The 25,571-nt window shown below is 40.3% G+C and carries 25 protein-coding genes; 8 read left to right on the top strand and 17 right to left on the bottom strand.

Annotated elements, in window-relative coordinates; all coding sequences use genetic code 11:
- Positions 1 to 68: 68 nt before the first annotated feature.
- Both LV83_RS02560 and LV83_RS02555 read right to left on the bottom strand, forming a co-directional pair.
- Positions 69 to 938, bottom strand: coding sequence for a lysylphosphatidylglycerol synthase transmembrane domain-containing protein (locus tag LV83_RS02560; RefSeq protein WP_245946977.1), 870 nt, complete (start codon positions 936 to 938; stop codon positions 69 to 71).
- A gap of 157 nt (positions 939 to 1,095) precedes the next feature.
- Positions 1,096 to 2,070 carry a glycosyltransferase family 2 protein gene (locus LV83_RS02555; protein WP_111609945.1) on the bottom strand — a complete coding sequence of 325 codons (975 nt, stop codon included), beginning with the start codon at positions 2,068 to 2,070 and terminating at the stop codon, positions 1,096 to 1,098.
- A 118-nt stretch (positions 2,071 to 2,188) separates the two neighbouring features.
- Here LV83_RS02555 and LV83_RS02550 point away from each other — a divergent pair, with 118 nt between their 5' ends.
- Positions 2,189 to 3,859 carry an ArnT family glycosyltransferase gene (locus LV83_RS02550; protein WP_111609944.1) on the top strand — a complete coding sequence of 557 codons (1,671 nt, stop codon included), beginning with the start codon at positions 2,189 to 2,191 and terminating at the stop codon, positions 3,857 to 3,859.
- Position 3,860: 1 nt separating this feature from the next.
- Here the strand turns inward: LV83_RS02550 and LV83_RS02545 are convergent, their stop codons facing one another.
- The 4 genes from LV83_RS02545 to rpsU all read right to left on the bottom strand — a co-directional run bounded on the left by LV83_RS02545 (position 3,861) and on the right by rpsU (position 6,988).
- The gene (locus LV83_RS02545) at positions 3,861 to 5,369 is read right to left on the bottom strand and encodes an ArnT family glycosyltransferase (RefSeq protein ID WP_111609943.1); all 1,509 of its coding nucleotides are present in this window, start codon (positions 5,367 to 5,369) and stop codon (positions 3,861 to 3,863) included.
- 70 nt (positions 5,370 to 5,439) lie between these two features.
- Positions 5,440 to 5,745 (bottom strand): ribosome hibernation-promoting factor, HPF/YfiA family, encoded by a 306-nt coding sequence (gene hpf, locus LV83_RS02540; protein ID WP_111610109.1) that lies wholly within the window; start codon positions 5,743 to 5,745, stop codon positions 5,440 to 5,442.
- A gap of 35 nt (positions 5,746 to 5,780) precedes the next feature.
- Positions 5,781 to 6,665: a tyrosine-type recombinase/integrase gene (locus tag LV83_RS02535; RefSeq protein WP_111609942.1), complete on the bottom strand. Its 885-nt coding sequence runs from the start codon at positions 6,663 to 6,665 to the stop codon at positions 5,781 to 5,783.
- Between the two features lie 128 nt (positions 6,666 to 6,793).
- The gene (gene rpsU, locus LV83_RS02530) at positions 6,794 to 6,988 is read right to left on the bottom strand and encodes a 30S ribosomal protein S21 (protein ID WP_091692504.1); all 195 of its coding nucleotides are present in this window, start codon (positions 6,986 to 6,988) and stop codon (positions 6,794 to 6,796) included.
- A gap of 141 nt (positions 6,989 to 7,129) precedes the next feature.
- Between rpsU and LV83_RS02525 the strand changes: the two genes are divergently transcribed.
- The 3 genes from LV83_RS02525 to LV83_RS02515 all read left to right on the top strand — a co-directional run bounded on the left by LV83_RS02525 (position 7,130) and on the right by LV83_RS02515 (position 10,255).
- Positions 7,130 to 8,476: an alpha-L-fucosidase gene (locus tag LV83_RS02525; protein WP_111609941.1), complete on the top strand. Its 1,347-nt coding sequence runs from the start codon at positions 7,130 to 7,132 to the stop codon at positions 8,474 to 8,476.
- Positions 8,477 to 8,724: 248 nt separating this feature from the next.
- The gene (locus tag LV83_RS02520) at positions 8,725 to 8,952 is read left to right on the top strand and encodes a hypothetical protein (RefSeq protein ID WP_111609940.1); all 228 of its coding nucleotides are present in this window, start codon (positions 8,725 to 8,727) and stop codon (positions 8,950 to 8,952) included.
- A gap of 151 nt (positions 8,953 to 9,103) precedes the next feature.
- Positions 9,104 to 10,255, top strand: a complete 1,152-nt coding sequence (locus LV83_RS02515; RefSeq protein ID WP_111609939.1) for a DUF4221 family protein — start codon at positions 9,104 to 9,106, stop codon at positions 10,253 to 10,255.
- 162 nt (positions 10,256 to 10,417) lie between these two features.
- Here LV83_RS02515 and atpC read toward each other — a convergent pair whose 3' ends face one another.
- From atpC to LV83_RS02500, 3 genes are all read right to left on the bottom strand, one after another.
- Complete coding sequence (gene atpC, locus LV83_RS02510; RefSeq protein WP_111609938.1) at positions 10,418 to 10,663, bottom strand: ATP synthase F1 subunit epsilon; 246 nt, start codon at positions 10,661 to 10,663, stop codon at positions 10,418 to 10,420.
- 120 nt (positions 10,664 to 10,783) lie between these two features.
- Positions 10,784 to 12,286, bottom strand: coding sequence for a F0F1 ATP synthase subunit beta (gene atpD, locus LV83_RS02505; protein WP_111609937.1), 1,503 nt, complete (start codon positions 12,284 to 12,286; stop codon positions 10,784 to 10,786).
- Between the two features lie 151 nt (positions 12,287 to 12,437).
- Positions 12,438 to 12,917, bottom strand: a complete 480-nt coding sequence (locus tag LV83_RS02500; RefSeq protein WP_111609936.1) for a C40 family peptidase — start codon at positions 12,915 to 12,917, stop codon at positions 12,438 to 12,440.
- Positions 12,918 to 13,022: 105 nt separating this feature from the next.
- Here LV83_RS02500 and LV83_RS02495 point away from each other — a divergent pair, with 105 nt between their 5' ends.
- The 3 genes from LV83_RS02495 (at position 13,023) to LV83_RS02485 (ending at position 15,393) form a co-directional block, all read left to right on the top strand.
- Positions 13,023 to 13,262, top strand: coding sequence for a hypothetical protein (locus LV83_RS02495; RefSeq protein ID WP_111609935.1), 240 nt, complete (start codon positions 13,023 to 13,025; stop codon positions 13,260 to 13,262).
- 289 nt (positions 13,263 to 13,551) lie between these two features.
- Complete coding sequence (locus LV83_RS02490; RefSeq protein ID WP_111609934.1) at positions 13,552 to 14,535, top strand: D-alanine--D-alanine ligase; 984 nt, start codon at positions 13,552 to 13,554, stop codon at positions 14,533 to 14,535.
- 354 nt (positions 14,536 to 14,889) lie between these two features.
- Positions 14,890 to 15,393, top strand: coding sequence for a hypothetical protein (locus LV83_RS02485; protein ID WP_111609933.1), 504 nt, complete (start codon positions 14,890 to 14,892; stop codon positions 15,391 to 15,393).
- A 56-nt stretch (positions 15,394 to 15,449) separates the two neighbouring features.
- Here LV83_RS02485 and LV83_RS02480 read toward each other — a convergent pair whose 3' ends face one another.
- The 4 genes from LV83_RS02480 to metK form a co-directional block, all read right to left on the bottom strand.
- A complete protein-coding gene (locus tag LV83_RS02480) occupies positions 15,450 to 16,898 on the bottom strand; it encodes a carboxypeptidase-like regulatory domain-containing protein (RefSeq protein ID WP_111609932.1) in 1,449 nt (482 codons plus the stop codon).
- Positions 16,898 to 18,076 carry a hypothetical protein gene (locus LV83_RS02475; RefSeq protein WP_111609931.1) on the bottom strand — a complete coding sequence of 393 codons (1,179 nt, stop codon included), beginning with the start codon at positions 18,074 to 18,076 and terminating at the stop codon, positions 16,898 to 16,900. Before LV83_RS02475 ends, LV83_RS02480 begins: the two co-directional genes overlap by 1 nt.
- Positions 18,066 to 18,329, bottom strand: coding sequence for a hypothetical protein (locus LV83_RS02470; RefSeq protein ID WP_111609930.1), 264 nt, complete (start codon positions 18,327 to 18,329; stop codon positions 18,066 to 18,068). Before LV83_RS02470 ends, LV83_RS02475 begins: the two co-directional genes overlap by 11 nt.
- 232 nt (positions 18,330 to 18,561) lie before the next feature.
- Positions 18,562 to 19,815 carry a methionine adenosyltransferase gene (metK, locus tag LV83_RS02465; RefSeq protein ID WP_111609929.1) on the bottom strand — a complete coding sequence of 418 codons (1,254 nt, stop codon included), beginning with the start codon at positions 19,813 to 19,815 and terminating at the stop codon, positions 18,562 to 18,564.
- A 178-nt stretch (positions 19,816 to 19,993) separates the two neighbouring features.
- Between metK and LV83_RS02460 the strand changes: the two genes are divergently transcribed.
- Entirely contained in the window at positions 19,994 to 20,605 is a 612-nt protein-coding gene (locus LV83_RS02460) for an META domain-containing protein (protein WP_111609928.1), read from the top strand.
- A 48-nt stretch (positions 20,606 to 20,653) separates the two neighbouring features.
- Here the strand turns inward: LV83_RS02460 and LV83_RS02455 are convergent, their stop codons facing one another.
- The 4 genes from LV83_RS02455 to LV83_RS02440 all read right to left on the bottom strand — a co-directional run bounded on the left by LV83_RS02455 (position 20,654) and on the right by LV83_RS02440 (position 25,539).
- Positions 20,654 to 21,232, bottom strand: coding sequence for a precorrin-2 dehydrogenase/sirohydrochlorin ferrochelatase family protein (locus LV83_RS02455; RefSeq protein ID WP_111609927.1), 579 nt, complete (start codon positions 21,230 to 21,232; stop codon positions 20,654 to 20,656).
- A 106-nt stretch (positions 21,233 to 21,338) separates the two neighbouring features.
- On the bottom strand, positions 21,339 to 22,115 hold the full coding sequence (gene cobA, locus LV83_RS02450) for a uroporphyrinogen-III C-methyltransferase (RefSeq protein ID WP_111609926.1): 777 nt from the start codon (positions 22,113 to 22,115) through the stop codon (positions 21,339 to 21,341).
- Positions 22,112 to 24,211, bottom strand: coding sequence for a HEPN domain-containing protein (locus LV83_RS02445; RefSeq protein WP_111609925.1), 2,100 nt, complete (start codon positions 24,209 to 24,211; stop codon positions 22,112 to 22,114). The genes cobA and LV83_RS02445 overlap by 4 nt, the downstream gene beginning before the upstream one ends.
- Before the next feature lie 71 nt (positions 24,212 to 24,282).
- Entirely contained in the window at positions 24,283 to 25,539 is a 1,257-nt protein-coding gene (locus tag LV83_RS02440; RefSeq protein WP_111609924.1) for a sulfate adenylyltransferase subunit 1, read from the bottom strand.
- Between the last annotated feature and the right edge of the window lie 32 nt (positions 25,540 to 25,571).

The following is a 25,571-nucleotide window of genomic DNA, read 5'->3' as shown; positions in this document are numbered from 1 at the left end:
AATTTAAAATTTGATTTTAAATTTGCAAGGATGATTTTTTATTATTTCATTGAAAAACAGCTATTTAACTATTTATCATCAAATTTAATTGAAATCATAGATCCTGTAAGGGAAACCATTGCTGTGATCAAGAAAAACAGCAAACTGAAAGCGACTGCAATCGCCTCATCTATGCCCGCATAGGTGTGCGCGTAAACGAAAACAAGTTCGCGTGCACCAACTCCTCCGATGGTCAACGGCAACACTGCCACGATGGAAGAAAGTAAAAAAACCAATTGGTAGGCAAGGAAATTTTCCGTTACCCCGAGGCTCTTTAGAATAAACCACGCGCAAACTAACTGAGCTAATTGACCAGCCATCGACCAGCCATTGGCTTTCCAGAACGAGGGAAGAAAGGCTTTAAAAAGTAACTTTTGCATCAGCCAAAAAACCGGAAATACCAGTAATGCTGCTATTCCGACCAATATCTCCCAGGGGACCTGCGAAGCGAAAGGCAAGGCCAAATCCACCGGAAGAATCAACACAAGCAGTAAAAATATAATGGCTACCAAACCGCCCAATCTGTCTAACAGAGAAGCCTGAACAAGCGATTTGACAGGAGTCTGAAAATGTTTATTCAGCAAATACACTTTATAGCCATCACCGCCGATTCCCCCGGGAAGAAATAGGTTGTAAAACATTCCTACCAAGTAAAGCTTGATATTGAGCTTCTCGGAGATATGCAGACCGATATTTTTGAAGTAGAGATTGAGACGAAAGGCAGTGAAAAGTTTACTCAGCACAAAAGTCAGAATCGCAGGAATCAACCAAAACCAGTTAATTGTCTTGGTGATTTGCCAAAGCTGATCTGTGTCTATTTTGCGAAAAACCAGAAACAAAGCCAATCCAGTCAGCAGAAGCTTCAAGGCAGTTTTGAATAGGTTTTTGAATCGGCTCAAGGAGTTTTGGAAATTTATTACCTCAGCTTTAGATAGTCCAGAATGAAAAGTTCACTAAGACAGAACCAAGGTTGTTTTAACTTTTTCTTGCTTCAAAAAAAGACAGCTACCTAATTCAATTAAACATTACTGTCCCCCTCTATTTAGATTTCTGATTTTATACTTCAGACTTTGTATTTCTGACTTCCACCTTTTCTCCTCTATAAACAGCCTTAATACTATAAGTCGTCTTATCCTGAGACTCGAAGTAAGTCCGAACAATGATCTCTGCAATAATCCCCGTGGTGATAAACTGGATACCACCCAGCACCAAGATAAACCCAAGGATCATAATTGGTCTGCCCCAGATATCCTCACCCATAATCTTCAGAATGAGTAGGTAGAGATTAATCAACAATCCAATCATAAACGCGATTATTCCAATTCCTCCAAATAAGTGAATTGGTCGCTGGAAGTACTTTTGGAAAAATAGCATCAGAATCAAATCCGACATTACTTTGAAGGTTCGGCTCAGGCCATACTTGGATTCTCCGTGAATTCGTGGATGATGTTTCACATCCATTTCGGTCATTTTGGCCCCTTGCTGCATTGCCAAAACAGGAATAAAACGGTGCAATTCCCCGTAAAGTCCCATTCCCTGAGCAATTTCCGCTTTATAAACACGAAGGGTACAGCCGTAATCTTTCAAGTAAACTTTGGTAGTATTTCTGATCACCCAGTTCGCGATTTTACTAGGTATTTTACGAAGCACAAATCCATCTTTTCTATTCGCTCGGCGACCGGCTACCACATCCCACTCTTCATCAATTGCCTTTTGAAGCATCACAGGAATGTCAGTTGGATCATTTTGCAAATCCCCATCCATGGTGCAGATGTATTCGCCAGTAGCCATGTCGATTCCTGCAGCTAGGGCAGTCGTCTGACCAAAGTTTCTGTTGAAAATAATCAGTTTAGTTCGGCTATTCGCGTACTTTTTTACCTCAGCCACAGTCCTGTCTGTAGAGCCATCCTCGATCAAAATCACCTCATAATCGATCGCCGCAAGCGCTGCATAAGTTTGTTCTAAAAGTGGCTGGATATTATCCTCTTCATTATAAACAGTGATTACTACGGAAATCTGTGGCTTGGACATGCGATAAAATTTTGTCAAAAATACGGGAAATTACTTCCTAGGACAAAAAAGCTAGGATTCGGTTCGGATGCCAACGAAAATTTGGACTTAAACACTTCAATCGGTTTATCTTTGCGGCATGTCTTTAAAAGATTCCCAAATTAATCCATGGGTGGTCATGGCAGCATTTGCCATCCTTGTTGGCCCGTTTGCACTGAGCTTCCATATGCATTTTCCTGACGAAATGTATTATACCGACGCCGCAGTGAAAATGCTTCAAAATGGAGATTACCTGACTACTTATTTGGGAAATGGAGAACTGCGGTTTAGGAAGCCAATTGGTACTTATTGGGTAGTATTGGCAGGATTCAAACTCTTTGGTGTAAGCGCATTTGCTTCTAGATTCTTCTTTTTACTCGCTGGAGCATTAACCGTAGGCGCTACGTATTGGCTAGCTAAGTTACTTTTTGAGGACAAAAAAGTAGCTGGAATCTCAGCGCTCATCATCGCTGCAAATCCGGTGTTGATTTTATCCGCAACCCGCTCAATTCCGGATGTCTTGCTAGGATTGACGATGACGCTCAGTGCCGTAGGTTTTGCGGGCTTGATGAGATTTGGTGATCAAGCTCCAAAAAAATACCTCTGGATACTTTATCTAAGTTTAGCACTTGCTCTTGAAGTAAAGGGAATTCCAGCTGTGGCTTTGGGTGGGCTAGGCATTCTTTACCTCTTATTGAACCCTTGGAAAAGACTTTCATTTAGGGCCTTTCTCCACCTTCCATCAATAGCAGTTGCTATTTTCATCGGACTTTTCTGGTTTGTAGCGATGTGGCAAATCCACGGACCTACCTATCTGGATAGCTTTCTTGAAGACCAAGTCGGTGCTCGGGTAACTTCGAGGTATCTAATGATTCTGAAAAATGGGTTTCTCGCAGTAGGAATTTTGATTGCCATCTTTATTCCTTGGATACTTCTAGTAATCCCAAAATTCAAAGAAAGCACAAGAAAAGCATGGGCTGAAAATGCAGTATTCTTCGGATTTGCACTTTTGTGGGGCTTGGCAATTCTGGGAATGGGAGCCATGACGAGCAAGTTCTATGAGCGATATTTATTACCAGTCGCACCAGTTCTAGCAGTTTTGCTCGGTTGGCTACTTGTAAAAGGAGAATTTGAGTTCAGGAAATTGGGTCTAAAAATCAGTGTTTGGGTGTTCTTGTTTCTTTGTTTAATTATTGGTGTTTTCGGCTTTTGGATAAACTTTCAATTAGGTAGTTCTGTATGGATTTACCTTCAATTGGGACTGGGATTCTCTATCTTGATTTATCTTTTCCAACTGACTTCCAAAGGAGAAAAACTCCCAAAAGCACTTTCTTATTCATTTCTATTGTTATTTTTTCTCCTAACCACAGTTACTGCAAAAATATCCCTGCCAGAGCAAGGTGAGCAAATTGAAGTATTTGTATCAGCTAATGAAATAGATCCAAAAGAGGAAATCGGGTTCATCGGAAATATACACACGAGCAGCAAGATCAGAGTTTATTTAGGCCCTGATTATTACATGACTGATTTGACAGGGGAAAAGAAGCTGACAGACGAGGAGTTGCTCCGCAAATCAACCGAGTACAACTACCTAATCGTAGAAGATAAATACCTTCCCCTGATCCCCAAAGACTCCTACACGATTCACGTGGGTTCGGTAAACTGGAACTCCAAACAAATCCCTTTTCTTCTTCAAAATCTAAGCAATCCAGCGTTTGATTCGTTAGTGAAGGAAAATGGGAAGATTTACTATTGGCTGGAGAAAAAGTAAATTAATACGTCTCTGGTAGGTATGGATTAAAGGAAACCAGCTTCCTCCAAACTTGAATCTTAGCTACCCGAAGCGGTTCGTCTCGGAATGTTATAGGCAATTCCTCTTCATAAATCAATTCCTTAAAATCTGCAAATTCTCCAGGCGAATCGAAATTCCAACTCACGAAAATTCCGAATTCATCCTTTCCAACAAACTGCTCCATTCCAGGCCAAAGATCGAATTGATTCTTTCTTGCGCCCATGTTTAACATATAGGTTTGTGGATGATCAGGAAGGTAAAAGGAAAGCTCAGAAGCCATGTGGTAGGTTTCTGAAAAGATGTAAGCGTCTTCAATTCCCAAACTATCTCGTAATGCGACGAGCCTATCTGCTAAAGGCTCATAGCCAGCCATTCTTCTGAAAGCAGATTTCTCAGCTTTTTTGATGGGAGATATACTTTTCAGGAAAGTAAAATCAGGAAGTAGGAAAAACAGAGGCAAACCTATACTCAATCCAACTCCCCAATTTCGAATTTTCTGCCAGGTCATGCTTTGCTCGCACACCCAAGCCGCCATCAGAATCGCCAAACTACCATAGGCAAAAACCGGCCAATTCACCTCAATAGAAGTCAAAAAGCTCAAGGCAGCGAAAGCAGCCCAAGACATTATTGCCGGTAAAAGCAGGTAGACCTTTACTCGGTCTTGGCTTTGAATTACTTTTCTAAAAGCTCCCACAAACAAAGGAAGCAGAAACACCGAAATCATCGCCAGCTGACCTCCTAGGTATTCGAAGAATTGCCCAAAAGACTTTCCTACATCAAAGGATTTAGATTCACCGCCTCCACCACCACTCAGTGCTGCCAAATGCTTGAATGTATCAAAATCATTCTGCCAATTCCAGATCAAAGCTGGGATGAAACCCAATAAAGTGATCCCCACAAACAGGATGAAATTCTTACTCTGAGTCTTCCAGTTTTTGGTATATATCAGGTATAAAAGAAGAAATGGAAAGATCAGAATCATGACTATTTTAGCCATCAAGCCAAAGGCAGCAGCCACACCTGCCCAGACCCACCAGAATTTCCTACCATCTTCTGTTCCTCGGTATGCCAGATAAATACTCAAACCCCAAAAAAAAGTGAGTGAGGAATCTGTCATATGAAAAATAGAAGCAAGCCACCACATAGGCATGGCCTGAAGAATCATCGCAGCCCAGAAACCTACCTTGGAAGAATACAGATGCCTACCGAAAAGAAAAATCACCCAAGACATCCCAACACCACAAAAAATGGCATTTATCCTTACTCCAAGTTCCGTATTGCCCAAAATAGCCGTACTAATATAATTGAGAACCGCTACCAGTGGCGGCTTGGAATAATAATGCCAAGCCATATTCTGAGACCAAAGCCAGTATTGGGCTTCTTCAGTGAACAGGTCTATCTCCGGCCTCTGGGTAAATAAAACCTTGGCGAAGATCAGCCCACAACTGACCAGCCAAAAATAAAGAGAGTAATTCGGTGACTTCTGCATAAGGTGATGTGTCAAAAAAAAAGCACCTCCCAGAAACTGAGAGGTGCCACAAAATTACTATCCTTATCCGTTACTGTTTAGCCAGGACAACTTTTTCTTTGTATTTCTTGATCTGTCTCCTCAATCCCTCTATGGCATCGTCAGAAGCAGCTTCAAAGGAATCAGCCTGTGTCTTAGCAAAGAATTGCTTTCCTGGCACATTCAGTTTGATTTCTACTAGTTTATTTGCGTTGTTGTCATTTTTGTCTAGCCTCAAAAAAACCTCTCCGTCTATGATTTGATCATAGTAAGTATCCAGTTTGTCAGCTTTTTTCTGAATAAAGTCGATCAGTTTGCGATCGGCGTCAAAATGGATGGAGTGCATCTGCAGTTTCATATTGATTTGCATTTAGTGGTGAACAAATTATTTATTTATGCTTTCGGATGTGCCTGTTCGAACACAGCCTTAAGTTTTTCCATGGAATTGTGCGTGTACACCTGAGTGGCCGCGAGATTTGCATGACCTAGCAAATCTTTAACAGCATTCAGATCAGCACCTTTGTTGAGCAAATGAGTAGCAAAAGTATGTCGCAAAACGTGAGGACTGCGCTTGGATGTCTGCGCGAAAAGATCTAGATAGTGCCTGACGATACGAAAAATCATCATAGGATAACTTTGCTTTTGTTGATTGCTGACAATAAAGTAGTCAGTTTGACTAACTTTAGAAAACCTTTCTTCAAATACTTTTTTATACAGCAAAATATTCTGTTTTAAGCCTTTTGTAATAGGGATTATTCTTTCTTTTTTTCTCTTTCCCAACACCTTCACCGAATCCTCTATTAAATTGATATCCGACCATTGTAAACCAATTAACTCAGACAGCCTGACACCAGTGAGGTAAAGAAACTCCATCACCATTTTGTCTCGCTGACCTTCGAAAGTAGGTTCATAGACGCTTTCATCTAAAACGGATTTTATGGCCTCTTCTTGTACAAATTCAGGAAGTTTCTTTGGGTTTTTAAGACCCTTTAACTTATACGTTGGATCGGTAGAAATGATCCGTGATCGCAGCAAAAACTTGTAATAGGACCTCAGTGTGGCGATTTTTCGGTTGACTGAAGTAGTACTTAATCCACTATCTACCAGATCAATTACCCATGCTCTGAGTTCAGGATGCTTGGCTTCAGAAATTTCATTTATTTCGAATGAAAGCGATACAAACTCTTCGAATTGCCCTAAATCACGGCGGTAAGCATCCACAGTGTGGGGACTAGCTTTTTTCTCAAACTCTAAATAATTGATGAAAGAATCGATCATATGTCAGGTAACTCAGAAGATAAGTTAGGAGAAAATAAGTGAATAATCGATGGGCAAAATCACAAAAGGGCATAAAAAAACGCACCTGCTTGATGGCAAGTGCGTTTGATATCTGAAGTCAAAACTGATTACTTCGCTGCTTCTTCTTGAAGATGCTGCTTGTAAGCTGCTTTGATGACTTGTGCTCTTCTTACTACGGAAGGCTTAGTGAAAGCTTGTCTCGCACGAAGTTCACGGACTGCACCAGTCTTGTCAAACTTCTTTTTGAAACGCTTTAGCGCTTTCTCGATTGATTCGTTCTCTTTTACGTTAACTATGATCATATCTATACACCCCCTTTCGTGGGCACAAAGGTATTGATAATATTCTAAAAACAATAGGACCACTCATAATAAACTCTTTTCAAGGCTCTTGATATATAGGGCATATTGCCTAATTTTATCCTGAATCTCAATTAGTATATCGTGAACATCAGCACTTCCATCAAAAGCTACTTTCTAGCGCTAGGCATTCTACTCCTAATTTTCACTCAATCTACCGTAGCATTTTCCCAAGAAACTCCTGAGAAAATGGAATGGTTTGCTGATGCCAAGTTGGGCATTTTCATCCATTGGGGAATTTATTCTGTCAATGGCATTGACGAATCCTGGTCGTTCTTCAACGATTACATCAGCTATGAGGATTACATGAAGCAATTGGATGGGTTCACTGCTTCGGAATATGATCCAGAAAAGTGGGCAAAATTAATCAAGCAAAGCGGAGCAAAATATGCTGTCCTCACTGCCAAGCATCATGATGGTGTGGCACTTTGGGATACCAAAGCCAGCGATCTTTCTGTCGTTAAGAAAACGCCTGCAGGAAAAGATCTGGTAGGGCCATTCATGAAAGCATTGGAGAAGGAAGGGCTGAAAAAAGGAATCTATTTTTCCGTTTTGGATTGGTCACACCCAGATTACGATAGAAACACGAGAGAAACTTATCGCTATAAAAACGATCCTGAGAGATTTAAGAAATTCACTGATTTCAATTTCAAACAACTAGGTGAATTATCGGAGCAATACAATCCAGACTTATATTGGTTTGATGGGGACTGGGAGCACAAGCCAGAAGAATGGAGAAGTGCAGAGTTGAAAGAGAAACTCTTGGGATATAATCCGAACCTGATCATCAATTCACGACTCGGGCCAGGCTTCGGGGACTACGATACTCCTGAGCAAGGAGTTCCAGTAACGAGACCGAGCAGTGAGTTCTGGGAGCTGTGCATGACCATGAACAACAGCTGGGGCTATCAAGGAAATGATGATCAGTATAAAAGCCCAAGTGAACTGCTACGGATCTTTGTTGACTGCCTCCACATGGGAGGGAATCTGTTGATGGACTTCGGGCCAAAACCTGACGGAAGTATTCCTGATGAAGCGGTAAATATCTTGAATGCATTTGGGCGCTGGACATCCAAGCATGAGTCTGCGATATTTGAAACTCAAGCTGGTATTCCAGATGGCCACGTCTATGCACCTACCACACTTTCAAAGGACAATACTATCCTTTATATCTACCTAGACTATAAAGTCAATGAATCTCTTGCCATCAAAGGTCTGAAGAATAAAATTCAACGCGTCTGGGTAGTAGGTAATGGCACCAAGCTACAATCCAGAGAAGTAGGCAAGATGTACTGGAGCGCAGTACCGGGCATGAAATACATCGATATTCCTGATAATGTATACGACAAAGACATTACCGTTTTGGCAGTCTTGCTTGATGGTCCTGTGGATCTGTATCGGGAAAAGGGTCAGGTGATAGAGAGCAATTAGTAAAAGCTGAAAGCTAAAGTTTGAAATCTGATGTAATCGAAAGATTGGACTCCAGAAAAGCTGGATTGATCAGAGCAGGTGGTATTGAAAGGCTAATAACAAAACACATTCGAACTAAATATTTACCCCCCCCATTTAAATTAACCGTTTATAAAATCATAGAAATAAGGATTTGCATTTCAACCATGATGTTTATAGTTTGAACTAAGCTAGCTTTTTAATTATCTTTTAACTTTAACAAATTAATCATGAAAAAATTAGCGTTTTTAACCCTTGCCGTACTAGGTATGGTATTGGCAAGTTTTACAGTGGTGCAGCCAGCGATGGCAAGCGTAGATGCTGATGCAGATGAAGATCAGACAATTTTATGCAGATGGAGCGAACAGGTGCACTTCTGCCTCACATCAGCCCCTGATGGATATTGTGCATATGGGGGACCTGATTGTAGCACTACTTATCCAGTGGTTACACCTTAATACTAATATTTGAGGCTGTCTTTTAATGATGACAGCCTCATTTAATTTTAAAGAAGGTGTTATAATATATTTTGTTTAATTCTAATTCCCAGTCCGAAATATTGACTTATGGAACTGTGTTCTGATCTAATAAATTTGACATAATTTATTAATGAAAAAAATTCTAATAATACTATCCTTTGCGGGCATATTTTCTTGCTCTACAAATAAAGAATCATCAAACAATCCACTTGACTACCTTATTGATACCAAAATAATTCCAATAGATAGAAAAACGGATACCTATACACGAACTTTGCAATATGTTGACGGTAACCTTTATTGGTGGAACCCTAATCGCGAAACAATAAGTATCTTCGATTTATCGAAAAAGATTCTAATAAATACCATTAAAATTGAAAGAGATGGACCAAATGGCTTGGGTAACCCTCTAGGATTTTACGTATTGAATGCTGACAGCATCTACATCCCTACCATGGCCTACGAGTTGAGCTTAATTAACTCTAAAGGAAAATGGGTAGCTGATTATGATTATCACAACTATTCAAAACTTGGTGTGTTGGCCGCTTCCATGACAAGGTATTCCAACATGATTGAGACTAACAATGCTGGTATTTTGTACCTGATTATTCGAGATCTGGAAATTCTTTCACCTTCAGATTTAAATGAAGAAGCATTACAAAACTATCCACCGATTCTTTCATTTAACACATTAACAGGAAATTTTGAATACCTTAATTTCAAAACTCCATCCTCTCTGTTAAAATTTAAGAATTTTATCAACTTTGGTGTTACAGCAACAACAAGTAAAATGCTTTTACTCAATTACCAAAGCAATACACTTATAGAAGTTGATTTCAATGGAATTGATTATAAGGAATATAATCTGGATTCAGAATTAATAAAAAACTTTTCAAACGAATATTACAATTCTTCTCGAATGTCTCAATCAATTGATGAAAATATTAGGATGTCTTTTGTCAGTTCAAAAAATTTAGGGCTTTATTTTGACTCATATAAAAACTTATTATATCGTTTTGGCTGGCCTGGTGAAGAGATCAAAAAGGATGAGGATCCAATGCAATTCAGTTCATCCCCTACGTACTTTACAATAAGTATATATGATCCATCAGACTTTTCCTTAATTAAAGAGTTTATACTGCCCAGAAACACTTACTTAGCTCACCACTATTTTGTCAATGATAAAGGACTAAACTTATTCCCAATGCATCCAAACAACGCCGAATTCAATGAGGACGAAATGGTTATTCACACTTTTGACTTTAGTAGTCTGAAGCCTTAAAAAGCAAAATTATTAGACGTGTAAAAAGTTAAGAAGTCATATTAAAAAACTTTTATCGCGATGAGTTTATACCTATTGAATAGTTATTTCGACTAGTTGAGGACAACCAAAAAAGGTCTCCCATTCACACAGGAGACCTTTTCAATATATTGAGATGGTTTCTTAGTCGACTACTTTCTCAGCCAGGACCACAATCACATTGTCTTTTACTTCCACTACTCCGCCATCCACGATCATGGATTGCTTTCCTTCAGGAGTGGTAAAGGACACAGTTCCCTTTGCCAAAGCCGATACGATCGGAGCGTGATTATTCAGCACCTGAAATGATCCGTTGGCACCAGGAAAACTGGCCTCGGATACTTCACCCTGAAATACTTTTTTGTCCGGTGTGACGATTTCTAAATGCATGGAATTTTATATCGTTTGGAGACTATTTCTCTGAAAAATCATAGATGAAGTCTCCGTTTAAATATTAACTATTGCACGTTTTCGGCTACCAAAACTGACAACCGAAAACTGACAACTGATTTACCTAACTTCAGCCAACATTTTCTCTCCCTTAGCGATGGCATCTTCGATGCTACCTACCAAGTTGAAAGCTCCTTCTGGAAGGTGATCCAACTCACCGTCCATGATCATATTGAAGCCTTTGATGGTGTCTTTGATATCTACCAATACACCCTTCAAGCCTGTAAACTGCTCTGCTACGTGGAACGGCTGAGAAAGGAAACGCTGTACACGTCTAGCTCTGTGTACCACTTGCTTATCTTCTTCAGAAAGTTCTTCCATACCCAAGATTGCAATGATATCCTGCAATTCTTTGTATCGCTGAAGAATCTCTTTCACTCGCTGCGCACATCCGTAATGCTCATCACCCAAGATATCTGGAGAAAGAATACGGGAGGTAGAATCCAGAGGATCCACCGCAGGATAAATTCCTAGCTCGGCAATCTTTCTAGACAATACAGTAGTAGCATCCAAGTGAGCGAAAGTTGTCGCTGGAGCCGGATCCGTCAAGTCATCCGCAGGTACATAAACCGCCTGAACAGAAGTAATGGAACCGTTTTTAGTAGAAGTAATACGCTCCTGCATGGTACCCATTTCTGTTGCCAAAGTTGGCTGGTAACCTACCGCAGATGGCATACGTCCTAGAAGTGCGGACACTTCTGAACCTGCCTGCGTGAATCGGAAGATGTTATCGATAAAGAAAAGGATATCCTTACCAGCACCATCACCTTCACCGTCTCTATAATATTCTGCCAAAGTCAAACCTGTCAAGGCAACTCGTGCACGTGCCCCTGGAGGCTCGTTCATCTGACCGAAAACAAAGGTTGCTTTAGAGTCTTCTAGTTTTTTCAAATCAACTTTAGAAAGATCCCATCCACCTTGTTCTTCAAGGCTGTGGACGAAGTCATCACCGTAAGTCACGATGCCTGACTCGATCATTTCACGAAGCAAGTCATTTCCTTCTCTTGTTCTTTCACCTACACCTGCAAATACAGATAGGCCAGCGTATGCTTTCGCAATGTTGTTGATCAATTCCTGAATCAATACAGTTTTACCTACACCAGCACCACCGAACAAACCGATCTTACCACCTTTTGCATAAGGCTCGATCAAGTCAATTACTTTGATACCTGTAAAAAGTACTTCTGTAGCTGTAGAAAGGTCTTCAAAACGAGGAGCAGATCTGTGAATTGGAAGTCTCTTACCAGCTGGTAAAGCAGGCAAACCATCGATCGGTTCTCCAACCACGTTGAAAAGACGTCCTTTGATGCCTTCGCCGGTAGGAACTGAAATAGGAAGACCTAGGTCTCTTACTTCCATGCCACGAACCATCCCTTCTGAGGAGTCCATTGCAATAGTTCTCACTCGATCTTCACCCAAGTGCTGTTGAACTTCCATTACGACCACTTGGCCATTTTCTTTGGTAACTTCTACCGCGTCAAGGATGTTTGGCAGCTTGCCGCCTTCGAAGGAAACGTCCACTACGGGCCCGATCACTTGAGTTATCTTTCCAATATTTGCCATTTGATAATTGAAATGTAAAAAGGATATGCTTTTTGAATTCGACCGCAAAATTAACCAATAATGCCTAAACCCAAAGGATATTTGGGAAATAATCTACAGCTTCTTAATTAATTGTCCATCATTCGCTTAAAAAAGCCTTTATACCTAAAAATTACTCTAATATCCTCCTTGCAAACAAAAAGGCTTTTGACCAATAATTATTACTCAGGTAGTCTTCTGAAACACCCAATGAGGAGGAGGAGTGAATAAAGCGAATATCCCCTCGTGGCGTTTCGGTTACAATACCTGAATGGGTTACTTGCTTCCTTCTTCTACCTGTGGCAAAAAACAAGACATCGCCAGGTTTAATTTCATTGGTACGAATACTCTTTCCCATTTTACTTTGATCCGTTGAGATTCTTGGCATTGTAATCCCTACTGAGTAAAAGGAGTGATAGACCAATGCTGAGCAATCCATACCTGCCCGAGTAGTACCACCATAGCGATAGGGCGTTCCTGTGTAACTTCGGGCTGTCTGAATCACCGTATTAAATGGCTCACTAGTCACCTTCCTTTTTGATGCACAGGAACTCGCAAGCATCAATCCAACAACAAGAAAAAAAGCGGTGAAACGGAATTGTTTGCGCAGCATAGTGGTTTTTGTTCTTTCAATTATAAGCCGAAGTCAATCAGGAATCAACCTTTTTTTAGCAAAAGGGGGATTCATTTCGTTAACTTAACCACGACAACTGGTAATATGAGCAAAGAAGAATTCACTAACCTTCCTTTTCACAAAAAAATCAATACCCTCTATTCGGAAGGCACTTTCGTCGTGGGCATACGCTATTACAAGCACAAGGTGAATCTCTATCTTCTCGAAAATGAATACGTAGAAGTATTCTACAATCACAAGCAGGACAAAATTGACAAGATTGACTTTCTTCCACGCGATCATACTCGAATGAAATTCTACCTGGATCAGATAAAGTTGGAGTGATATTTCCTGCAGAGAGAAACTAATTTGATTTTAATAGAATAGTTTCCCGCAGATCTACGCAGAAAAAACGCGCTGATTTTTGATAGAATATAAACGCTTAGTTTTTTTACAAAATCCGCGTTAATCTGCGGGAGTTATCTGCGTAGATCTGCGCGGAAAACCAACATACATCTCCGCGAAAATCAACAAACATCTACAGGAAATATCACCCACAATTTGCAGGAAAGGAATCAGTCCAGTGGAAAATCCCAAAAAATTCGAGTAATTCGCAGTGTTAAGTCAACTAGCTATGAAGAGAAAAATTGCACTTGTAACAGGAGGATATACTGGAGAGTCTGTGATCTCACTGAAGAGTGCGGCTGTGGTGGAAAAAACCATTGACCGCAATCTTTACGACGTTTACAAAATCCTGATTTATCCTGGTGATTGGCATTTTTTGAGTGCTTCAGGGGAAAAAATACCGGTGGATCTGAATGACTTCAGCATCACGATCGGCGATGACAAAATCACCTTTGATGGTGTCTTCAATATCCTTCATGGTTCTCCGGGCGAGGATGGCAAACTTGCCGGTTACTTCGATATGATCGGCATTCCATATACCACATGTGATCAGCTCAGCTCTGCTATCACGATGAATAAAGGCTATACGAAAGCTATTGTAGATGATATCGAGGAATTGAATATTGCCAAATCCCTACAGTTGTTTGAAAACAGTGTTAAAAATCTCCAGCGAGTGGAAGATGAGTTGACCTTACCTCTCTTCATCAAACCAAATAACGGTGGTAGCTCCATCGGGATGAGTAAAGTAAAATCCTGGGAGGAATTACCTGAAGCGCTAGAAAAGGCCTTTGCAGAGGATAAGCAGGTACTTGTTGAAGAATTCATATCTGGTCGAGAGTTTTCTATAGGCTGCTATAAGGGCAAAGGAGAAATCACCGTACTTCCCGCCACGGAGATCGTGAGTAGCAAGGAGTTTTTTGACTTTGAGTCCAAATATGTCCCTGGAGTAACAGAAGAAATCACTCCTGGTCGCCAAAACGAAGAAGAAGTAGCTCGTGTGAACCGAATTATTCCAAAGATCTATGAAAAGCTAAACTGCAAAGGCGCAATCCGTGTAGATTATTTTCTTCAACACGAAACTGGAAAATTTTACTTCATCGAAGTAAACACAGTTCCTGGCCAAACTGAAACTAGCCTAATTTCCCAGCAAATACGTGCAATTGGTATGGAAGTGAGAGACTTTTATACTGAGCTGATTGAGGAGATGTTTTGACATCAGTTAAGCATCAAAAATCGCTATGTAATTGTCCTAACTAATGATGTCAAAAGGTGACAGCAACCGATCCCACGAACAGTACTACTTTGTCGCTAAGCCTCCATTTTTTCAAAAAAACAAAGTGAACTAATATCAATTTCCTAATTCAGGATGATGAGCAATAGGCAATTCGACCCGACACTTGGAATACTCTTTGGACTATTTATGAGTCAAACTTATCGATAGTTCATTGAACCTTTTGAAACGTAAATAACTCGATTGAAAAAGGAGTTTTTGAAAACGCCGTGAAATAATTTTCCCGATTATGGGAAATTCTTGGTCAATGAGCTTAACCATAAACCCTCAGTCATCATGAAAAATTACAGATTAATATTAGTGGCAATTTTAGGATTATTTATCAGCTGTAGCCCTTCAGAAGAAAAAACTGAGAAGCTCAAGTTCTTGGTTGCTGAATGGAAAAACACCTCTGACAAAGTAATTAGCCTATCAGAAAAAATTGGAGATCAGGCATATTTACTAGAAGTCAAAAAAGCCGATGGTGATACCACCGAAATGCTCCAAATAGATTTTAATGGTGAACAAACCAATTGTGAGGCAGAGTATTCGACGATGAGAACTCAAATCGATGAATTCATAGAAGTCTGGAGAGAGAACTCTCTAAAAGTAGATGAGCTCACAAACAATATGTCCATAGGAAAATGGACGAATGAAGATGATGAAAATTTGCGAGCCCTTGACCTAGAGGTTAAAAAAAGTGACGCGAACATTGAGCTATGGGAGGAAGAACTGAATGAGCTAAGTCAGAAGTGTGGACTGAACTCAGAAGGCTTCGTAATCCAAGAGCAGGAAAACTAATCCAAGAATAAAATTATAATTGAAGCCGCTTGGAATTGATCTAAGCGGTTTCCTTTTTAATACCCTGCTGGATGATTTAACAATCCAGATCGATCCCAAACGTACTCCTTTAAACCATGTCGCCTTCTTAGCATTGGATAGAGGTAAAATTGATTGTTTCGAAATTCGACAAATTGCTCCTCCAAAGTTCTTTCTTGAGAAAGCGATTCTTCCAGCTGCTTTTCACCAGGATAGGAAGGGTAGTCAAAATTCTTCCAAAAGCTAGGCTGATACCTGGCTTTTCCAGCAATAAAAATCCATCCATTGTACCGATCAGGATGATAATATATGGACCTATCGGGATACACTCCTGCTACCGGAGCTTGGTATTTTTCAGACAACTGTTTATTGTCTAATACTTCCATACTATAATCTAATACATAAAGCTCCGCGTATTCTTTAACCTCACGCGTGAGAGGATTTTCTTCAGTTTGAAACCCAAAATCGGTATAGGCCGCCTGGTAGTTACTATAAGTGAAAAAGTATTTTCCTACTGGATCTCTTCTGAATTTAACGACCGCCTCTCTTTCTTTTTGAAGATAGTATTGACCGACTTTTTCATTAATCTCTCGCTTGGCAGGAAATTGCTGATGAAGCTCTATCATGTGAATTCCATAGTCCTCTTGATCGATATAAAAAACCGCTTTCTCTAGTAACCCATACAAACTGTACCCCCATCTGGAGGCTTTACTTTTTACGCCATTATTTTTAGCCTTCACAGCTAAAACAAATACTTCTCGATCACCGATTATTTTACCCCCGAGCAACTCATAGTCAAACCAATTGATCTTAAAATCCCAAAGTCTATAAGCAAGTGAAGGAAAAATAAAGTCACCTATAGCTCCTCTTGGCCGTCCCGTCCTGCTAGTTAGAATCCCATATTGCGTTTTCTGGATATCGCTTATGGTCATAAAATTGTAATCATCACCACTTGTCGTAGGCTTTCTGGAATGTTTCTCGTGGTAGCCTTCTGAATGTAAATATCCTACAGCTCTAGCCATACCCTGAATAATATCATTGGCCCAAATCAATTCTCTATAAAATACATCGATTTCATGAGGTTGACCATATTGAGTTTTCTCCAGATTATCTTGGGCTCGCTCCATTATTTTCTTTGGATCAAAATCCAGCACTATTGCCTGATCTAGATCATACTCGCTTGGGCTCAACTTCACTTCAATGGGAGATTTTTTTAGATCTTGGACTTTAAGAGTCTTAGATTCAAAGCCAATGTGTGAGAACACCACTTCCATACCATCCTGAGCATTTGCCGGGAGGCGGAAATTAAAATCACCATCTAAATTGCTAACCGTACCTTTTACCAAGTCCGTGATGATGATATTGACAAAAGGTACCGGCGCTCCTGAAGTTGAATTGGTCACACTACCACTGACCAATCCTTGAGAAAAGCTGCTCAGTGAACTTAGGATCAAAAACAAGGACACCAAATACTTCAATGCTCCCATTAGTTAAGTATTAAAATATAAAACCCTTGTTTCTCATTTTGTTCGTCAAAAAATCCATCAGCAATATATTGAACTCCTACCTTCCCGAGAATCTTGAATTTACCTGGTACAGAATAATCTCCTAATAACTTGTTTCGTTTGAAGATTTGCAATCGGAGTGGATTGTAAGTTTCATCTAAAAGATCTTGGCGATCACTGCCTTGGCGGTAGGTTCGGAAAACAAGCTCATTCTCCTCGTCCACGAAGATATCTTTATAAAATCCTTCACTTTTTCTTGAAGCATAGAAATAATTGCTTTCAAAGGCCACATCCAGATTTTGGGACTGGGTATAGTTGGTATTCATTTCTTTGCCTGCGGCGCCAAACGATTCTTTCAAATTCCAATCCTGATCATAAACATAAATAAGCGAATCTATCTCATGAGTGACATAAATAAGATTAGTTTTAGTCACATCAAAATCAAATTTATTGTGAAAAGGGACAAAGCTGAATGCCTCATAGCTAGCTGGCCTAGTAATCTTAATTTCTTTCACTTTGCCAGAAAGCATATCGATTTTCCCTAAAACCCTACTATCTCGATAATAAGCACGTGAGATAAAAGCATTAAAAATCGGGTGCTCAACGTCCAATTTGGTCAATAAGTCTCCATCTGGTAGCTCAACTGTCCTCGCATTGTAATTTTGTAATTCATACATCCCAATATAATCACCCTTGGGATTGTCCATTATCTCATCATAGCTTACCGATGAAGGAAATTGTAGAACAGATTTTCTCAAAAAATTCCAATCCTGATCATAGAAATAAAACACCCAATCGTGCCTTATGACAAAGCCTTCTCGACTAGGAATCAATTCAGAAACTCCCATTAATTCTTCCGGACCATCAAGCTCCCGCTTTTTTACTCCATCCGATTCACCATTAAGCATAAACTCCTCAACCAAACCATATGCTTGATCCACAAAATAGATCGAACTATCTTTTACCTGGAAAAACCCAAGCTGTGAGGCGCGTGAGGGTGTAATCTCGAGAGTATCTATGGAAATCTGAGACCATTCAAAACTTTTGGAATCATTGGCAATCTTAATTTCATTTGACTCGCAGGAGAAAAGGCTTATTAAAATCAAACAAGGTAAGAAGGCCCATTTGTAATAGGCCTTCTTATTTTTACTAACAATCATCAGCTTTATCACAAGCTTTTCTGAATGAAATGCAACTTACGGTCACGCAACCACCGTCTTTACATCGTGTCTGAAGGGTACCTTCTTTTCTTTTATCATCGCAATTCTCATCAATTGCATTGTAAACACCTAATGCTACACCTGCAAGGGCAATCCCCTCTCCTGTAGAAATTTCCTGCGCGTTAGAATTGTCAAAAGACAATAGGAAGAAGCCAATAAGGCTAACTAGTAAAATTGAAATTTTCTTTTTCATGATTTTTTAGATTGTGTTTAAAAATTTAGAAAAATTCACCGATGAACTAGAAATGACGTCTGCGTAAATAAAAAAAAAAATAGAAATCAAAATTAACTACAGTTATTTTATTGAATAAATAGTTGAATGAATTTGAACGACCTAAAACTATAAATGAAGAGTTGAAAAAAGGGTAATGAAAACACTCGAATAATATAAAAAAAGCCTCTCGAAATTCGAGAGGCTTCAGTTTTTATATTCCAAACTTGGATTTGATCGTATCCACATAGTCAAGCTTTTCCCAAGTGAAGAGCTCTACATCCAAGGTGATCTCATCTCTATATGGGGATAGGAATGTTTTGGTCACAACTTCATTCTGTCTTCCCATGTGACCATAAGCAGCAGTTTCCTCATAGATGGGATTTCTCAACTTCAAACGCTGCTCAATAGCGTAAGGACGCATATCGAAGATCTCCTCGATTTTCTTTGCGATAGCTCCATCATTCAGATCTACTTTGGCAGTGCCATATGTATTGATATAAATACCCATTGGCTTGGCGACTCCAATTGCATAAGAAACTTGTACTAAAACCTCATCAGCTAATCCAGCCGCAACCATGTTTTTAGCAATATGACGGGTAGCATAAGCTGCAGATCGGTCAACTTTAGATGGATCTTTACCAGAGAAAGCTCCTCCACCGTGGGCACCTTTTCCACCGTAGGTATCCACTATAATTTTTCTACCCGTCAAGCCAGTGTCACCATGAGGTCCACCGATTACGAACTTGCCTGTTGGGTTGATATGATATTTAATTTCTGAAGTAAATAGCTTTTGCAATTCTGGCTTCAACTTCGCAATTACTCTAGGGATCAAGATCGAGATGATATCAGACTTGATTTTGGCAAGCATCTTTTCTTCCTCATCAAAATCATCGTGCTGAGTAGAAACCACAATCGCTTCAATTCGCTGTGGCACGTTGTCGTCAGAATATTCGATTGTCACCTGAGCTTTCGAGTCAGGACGGATATAGGTAATATCCTTATTTTCTCTTCTCAATTCAGCCAATTCACGAAGGATCATGTGGGACAGATCCAGTGCTAATGGCATGTAGTTTTCAGTTTCGCTAGTCGCATAACCGAACATCATCCCTTGGTCACCCGCGCCTTGCTCTTCCGGGCTCTGACGGTCAACCCCCTGATTGATATCCTGAGACTGCTCATGAATTGCTGAAAGCACGCCACAGGAATTACCTTCAAACATGTATTCAGATTTGGTGTAACCAATTCGGTTGATTACATCTCTGGCGATTTTCTGCACATCTAAATAGATTTCTGATTTTACTTCACCGGCTAAAACAACCTGTCCTGTTGTTACGAGAGTCTCACAAGCTACTTTGGAATTTGGGTCGAAAGCTAAAAAGTTATCAATCAGCGCGTCAGAAATTTGATCTGCGATTTTATCTGGATGCCCCTCAGATACTGATTCTGAGGTAAATAAATATGCCATATATAATGTGGGGTAATGCTAATTTAATGGATGCACAAAAATAGGGTAACTAGGGGAAATAAAAAATTGAAAAACTAGGTCTGTTTTAAAGTAGGTGAATTTTACCTCCTTATCCCAAAATAAGTTAACTTATCACTACGTTTAAAATAAAAAGGTATTCTTCATTCCTTTGAGCATTATGAGAAATCCTCTTTTAGCACTTTTGATTTTTATGCTTTTAAGCTGTTCTGAAGAAATTGGTGATCCGGAAGTTTTTGAACCGCTTCCCATGGGTTCGGGCTGTAATCCTAAAGACATTTGCTGCTACGACCTGAGAGAGAAGTCCGGCGTTTATGATTTGTTTAGCAGCTGGGAGTTTGCAGGATTTCAGACCATCACCAACGATAATGAATCATTAGACTACCTGACTTGCCTTGCTAGAACTGCAGTATTTACCCTTGGAGGCGAAGATTACGATAATGTATTTAAAGTAACTCTCCAGTTATCTAAGGAGGACTCTAAAATATCAGCATGTGAGAATCTAGCAGCTTTTAACCTAAGGACATTTTCTAATAAAATCACAGGATGTTATTCCAGCAGTGAGTCAGGAAGTCTCTCAATGTTTACTCCTGAAGAAGGAATTGAGTTTATACCGAATAATGCCTCATACACTTTCCCGGTATTAGGATTTGAAAATGATTTTTTGGAGGCAATACAATCGGTGGATTCATACGAGATAAAAAGTAATAAACTCTATTTGACCACTAATAGCACAAGTGAAAAACTGCTTTTTATTGCTATTGAAGATTGAATTAGAATTCAGAATTTATGCACTAGAAAATTCTTTGCTCAATCAACCTTAAGCTCTCTTCTTCACAAACCCCTCTGTAATTTCATTCATCGCCTTCACTTTATAGTCAAAGTCCCCTTTCAGGGTATCTCGATAAGCATTGAGGTTGTTGAGGAGGTCATCCAATTCCTCTGGAAGAACTTCTTCCAACAATTGACGAAGTCGCTTGGCAGCTGTGGGAGATTTGCCATTGGTGCTGATGGCGATTTTAAGATTGCCTTTGGTGACAATCCCTCCTAGATAAAAATCACAGAGATCAGGGGTATCAGCCACGTTGACTAACAGAAATCGCTCCTTTGCTTCGTCCCGAATCTGTCGGTTCACAGGTTTATCATCTGTGGCTGCAATCACGATATGTTTTCCCCCCAGATATTTTTCATGATAAACATCTGTAATCAGCGTAACCGTTTCTGCCTTTTCTGCTAACTCTAAAAACTCAGGTCTAAACATCGGAGACACCACTGTCACTTGCGCATGAGGACTGGATTTAAGTAAGAATTCTAATTTCTCAGTGGCGACAAACCCGCCCCCAACTAGGAGTGTATTAAGTTCGTGAACTTTGAGAAATATGGGGTATAGATGGTTCATTTTTTTAGTATCAAGATAATAGACATAAGTATCAAGACATATAGATTAAGGACTGAAAACTGCTTTTCAGCTTTCTGAATTAAGCTTTTATACTTACCTCCTTTTGCTAATGTCTTCCAGCCACTGAAATTGCTTCCCGATAAACCTCAGCCAGCTTCATGCTTTCACGAACTACCTCACCAATGATGATAATCGCGGGAGCCTCAACTTTGCTTTCTTCAGCCTTCTGAACAATGTCTGAAATAAAGCCTGCTGTAATCTTTTCATCGCGAGTAGTACCACTTTGGATGATTGCTATCGGAAGATCAGGTTTTCCAAACTTACTATAAACCTCTGAAATTTCAGCCAACTTCCTAGTTCCCATCAATACCACAACAGTAGCCGTTGACTGGGCAGCCAGAGCCAAATCCCTGGAAAGTTCACCAGCTGAAGTGGTGCCTGTCACGACCCAAAAACTCTCAGAAACACCCCGCTTGGTTACCGGAATTCCAGCTGAAGCTGGAACCGCAATTGCTGATGTAATCCCGGGCACTACTTCTGTAGCGATTCCGAAGGCTTCTATGTATTCAATTTCCTCCGAACCACGTCCAAAGACAAATGGATCTCCACCTTTGAGTCGTACCACATGCCCATACTTTTTAGCTAAGCTGACGCAAAGTTGATTGGTATCTTCTTGTGGAAAAGAGTGTTTCCCAACTCGCTTTCCAACAAATATCTTAACTGCACTTTCAGGCGCATGCTCAAGCAAAACTGGATCGATCAACGCATCATACAAAACCACATCGGCCTTGTTCAGAGCCAATACAGCTTTCAGCGTGATCAATTCTGGATCACCTGGACCAGCTCCAACGAGCGTTACTTTCGGTTGAATCATTGAGTTCATGCAGTTACCTCTTCCTCACGGTAGCTTTTCAGCAAACCGTAGATTTCTAAGGCTTGCGCTGCATAAGCATTTGCAAACTCCTCAGTAGGCTCATTCTGATTGATCTGGTAGATTTTCTCTGCGAAAGTTCCTCCCAAATTGATTTTACCAGATTCCACAAACACCTCATCAAATTGCTTGATGATATTCGCATAGGAATTAGTACTCACGCTTTCGCTGAGCAAAATAGCTTTGGCTGCATTGATCAAGCCCGCATAATGATGGTAAATACTATCAGACCAGCGGCCTTCCTCCAGACATTTTTGAGCGATATCAATTTTCTCCTTCGCCTCCAATAGCAAGGTTGCAACCAAGTCAAGCACCACTCCGGCACATTCGCCTACGCCGACTGCAATTTTATATTCTTCGGTATTTCCCCAGTCCACATAATCGGCTGGAGTCACTGTAGAAGCATCACCCAATTCTTTCAATAATTCATAGAAATAAATCTGACCTTTCTGGTCATAATAGCTTAGGAAATCCTGTCCATCTGCATTTGCTTCGAAATCATCAAGTAAGATTCTCAATGCCTGAGGACCTCTTTTACTTGGGATTTTAGTCACTTTATCAGCAAAACGTCCGTTTCCATCACCCATATTTCCACCTCCAAGTAGAACCTGAAGCGCTGGAATGACGACTTTCCCAGATTTCATGGACATGCCCTGAAAACCAATATGAGCCATGTTATGCTGACCACAAGCGTTCATACAGCCTGAAATTTTAATCACCAAATCCTGATTTTTCAGGTACTGAGGATACTCAGCAAGGATCACTTTTTCAAGTTCAGCTGCAATTCCGGTAGAACTGGCGATACCAAGATTACAAGTATCTGTACCTGGGCAAGCCGTGATATCTCCCAAGGAATTATAGCCAGCTGACGCTAAGCCAATTTCCTTTAATTCTTTATAGAAATAAGGAACCAAATCCTCCCGAACATCACGGATCAGGAAGTTTTGACGTAGGGTAAATCGAACTTCAGCGCTTGCATATTTTTCCACCAAGTCCGCCAATTTTCTAGCCTGATCTGTGTAGAAATCTCCAAGAGTTACTCTAACGCCAACAGACACAAACCCTTTTTGCTTTTGAGGCAAAATATTGGTGAGTTTGAAGTGCTCAAAGTCCAACCCAAGCTCTTCTTCAACTTTCGCAGATGGAGCATCAGGTAATTTTTGCGCAGCATCATACGATTCATGATCGATAGGGTATGACTTAAATGGAAGTGCCTTTTTTTCGCTTTCTACCAAATCCAAAAATGCTTCCAAGCCCATGTCCTTGATCAAAAACTTCATTCTGGCTTTCATTCTTTTTGCCCGCTCTCCATGGCGATCAAAAATCCGGATCACCGCTTCAGCAAATGGAATGATCTGATCTGCCTCGACAAACTCTGAAAACACGTCGGCATGTCTAGGCTGTGAACCCAAACCTCCACCAAGCATCACTTTGAATCCACGAACTTCCTTTCCGTCAATCACTTTCACTTTTGGAATAAAACCCAAATCATGCAGATAACTTAGTCCTGTATCTTCATCAGAAGAGGAAAAAGAAATCTTGAATTTCCTTCCCATTTCCTGAGAAATAGGGTTTCTCAAAAAGTATTTGAAAGTCGCGTCTGCATAAGGAGTCACATCAAATGGCTCATTGGCATCGATGCCTGCCGTTTCAGAAGCAGTCACGTTTCTTACGGTATTTCCACAAGCTTCACGGATGGTAACATCGTCTCGTTCCAGTTCCGCCCATAGTTCAGGCGTACGATCCAAACTCACGTAGTGAATCTGGATATCTTGACGAGTAGTGATATGCAGTCTTCCGGTAGAGTATTCGTCAGAAACTTTGCAAATCCTGCGCAATTGATCGGAAGAAACGCGCCCATAAGGAAGTTTGATCCGGATCATCTGAACACCTGGCTGACGCTGGCCATAGATCCCGCGCGCCAGACGAAGGCTACGAAATTTTTCCTCGTCAATATTACCTCCGTTGAAAAGCGCAATTTTCTTTTCTAGGTCAATAATGTCTTGTTCTACAATATTATTTTCAAGTTCTGTTCTAAAACTTTGCATGGCTTAATAGGTTTTTTGTGCTGGTTGGAAAGTGAGTAGATTGTCACCCTGAGCGGAGTCGAAGGGTCTAATTATTCTATAAATCCAACCGAAACGGTATCGTACTCTGCTTCATCAATTAGGATAAAGCTTCCATTTGACTTATTTGATTTATAAGTATCAAAGTGAATCGGCTTATTAAGTCGGAAATGCACGCGTCCGATGTCATTTAATTTTAGTGAATGAGCATCTTCGCCCCCAGTGAAATCCGTGTGAATTCTAGATTCTATTTGATCGACTTTTGCCATCACTCGATTCACTCCGTGTTGCAAAATATATTTTTTCCCAACTGTCAATGCCTTGTTGTTTACCTGGCAAATCGTAGCCGTTATTTGCTTTTCGCTACGCGGAACTGCTGAGCTTTTCACCAACATATCTCCCCGGCTTAGATCAACTTCTGTTTCCAAAGTGATTGCTATGGAACTTCCTGGAGCTGCTTCTTGAATTTCTTGATCGAAGTAGTGAATGCTTTTGATTTTAGAAGTATTCAAAGAAGGTAAAAGCGTCACCTCATCACCCACTTTCAGATTTCCTCCATAGAGCATTCCTGAGAAACCTCTGAAGTCATGCCAAGCTTCCGTCTTTGGACGGATCACATACTGAACAGGAAATCTAGCCACCGTGCTTTCTTCCAAATCTTTTGCTTCCAAAACCTCCAAATGATCCAATAGTGTATTTCCAACATACCAAGGCATTTCTTCTGACTGTCTGGCGATGTTTTCACCTTTCAAAGCCGAAACAGGAATAAAGTTGATCTGATCTTCTGTGAAATCTGATTTTGAAACTAACACATCAAAATCTGCTTTGATTTTCAAAAAGACTTCCTCATCATAATTCACCAAGTCCATCTTATTGACAGCTACCACCACATGGCTGATTCGAAGTAAATTGGCGATAAAGAAGTGACGATAAGTCTGCTCGATCACACCTTTTCTCGCATCGATCAAGATGATCGCCACCTGAGATGTTGATGCTCCCGTCACCATGTTTCTGGTATATTCCACATGACCAGGAGTATCAGCTACAATGAAATTGGTTTTCTCGGTATTGAAATAAATATGTGCCACGTCGATGGTAATGCCTTGCTCACGCTCAGCTACCAAGCCATCAGTTGCAAGAGAAAAATCCAAGTAATCGTATCCGCGTTGCTTAGAGCTTCGCTCGATTGCTTCGATTTTATCTGTAGTCAATGATTTAGTATCGTAAAGTAATCGCCCGATCAGCGTGCTCTTGCCATCATCGACAGATCCTGCAGTAGCGATTTTTATAAGTTTTCTATTTTCAGACATGTTGTTTCTTTTTAAAGGGTAATCTGGAGTTT

This window comes from Algoriphagus yeomjeoni (genome assembly GCF_003259505.1).
GTDB lineage: Bacteria > Bacteroidota > Bacteroidia > Cytophagales > Cyclobacteriaceae > Algoriphagus > Algoriphagus yeomjeoni.
This window is presented reverse-complemented; position numbering and strand designations above follow the sequence as displayed.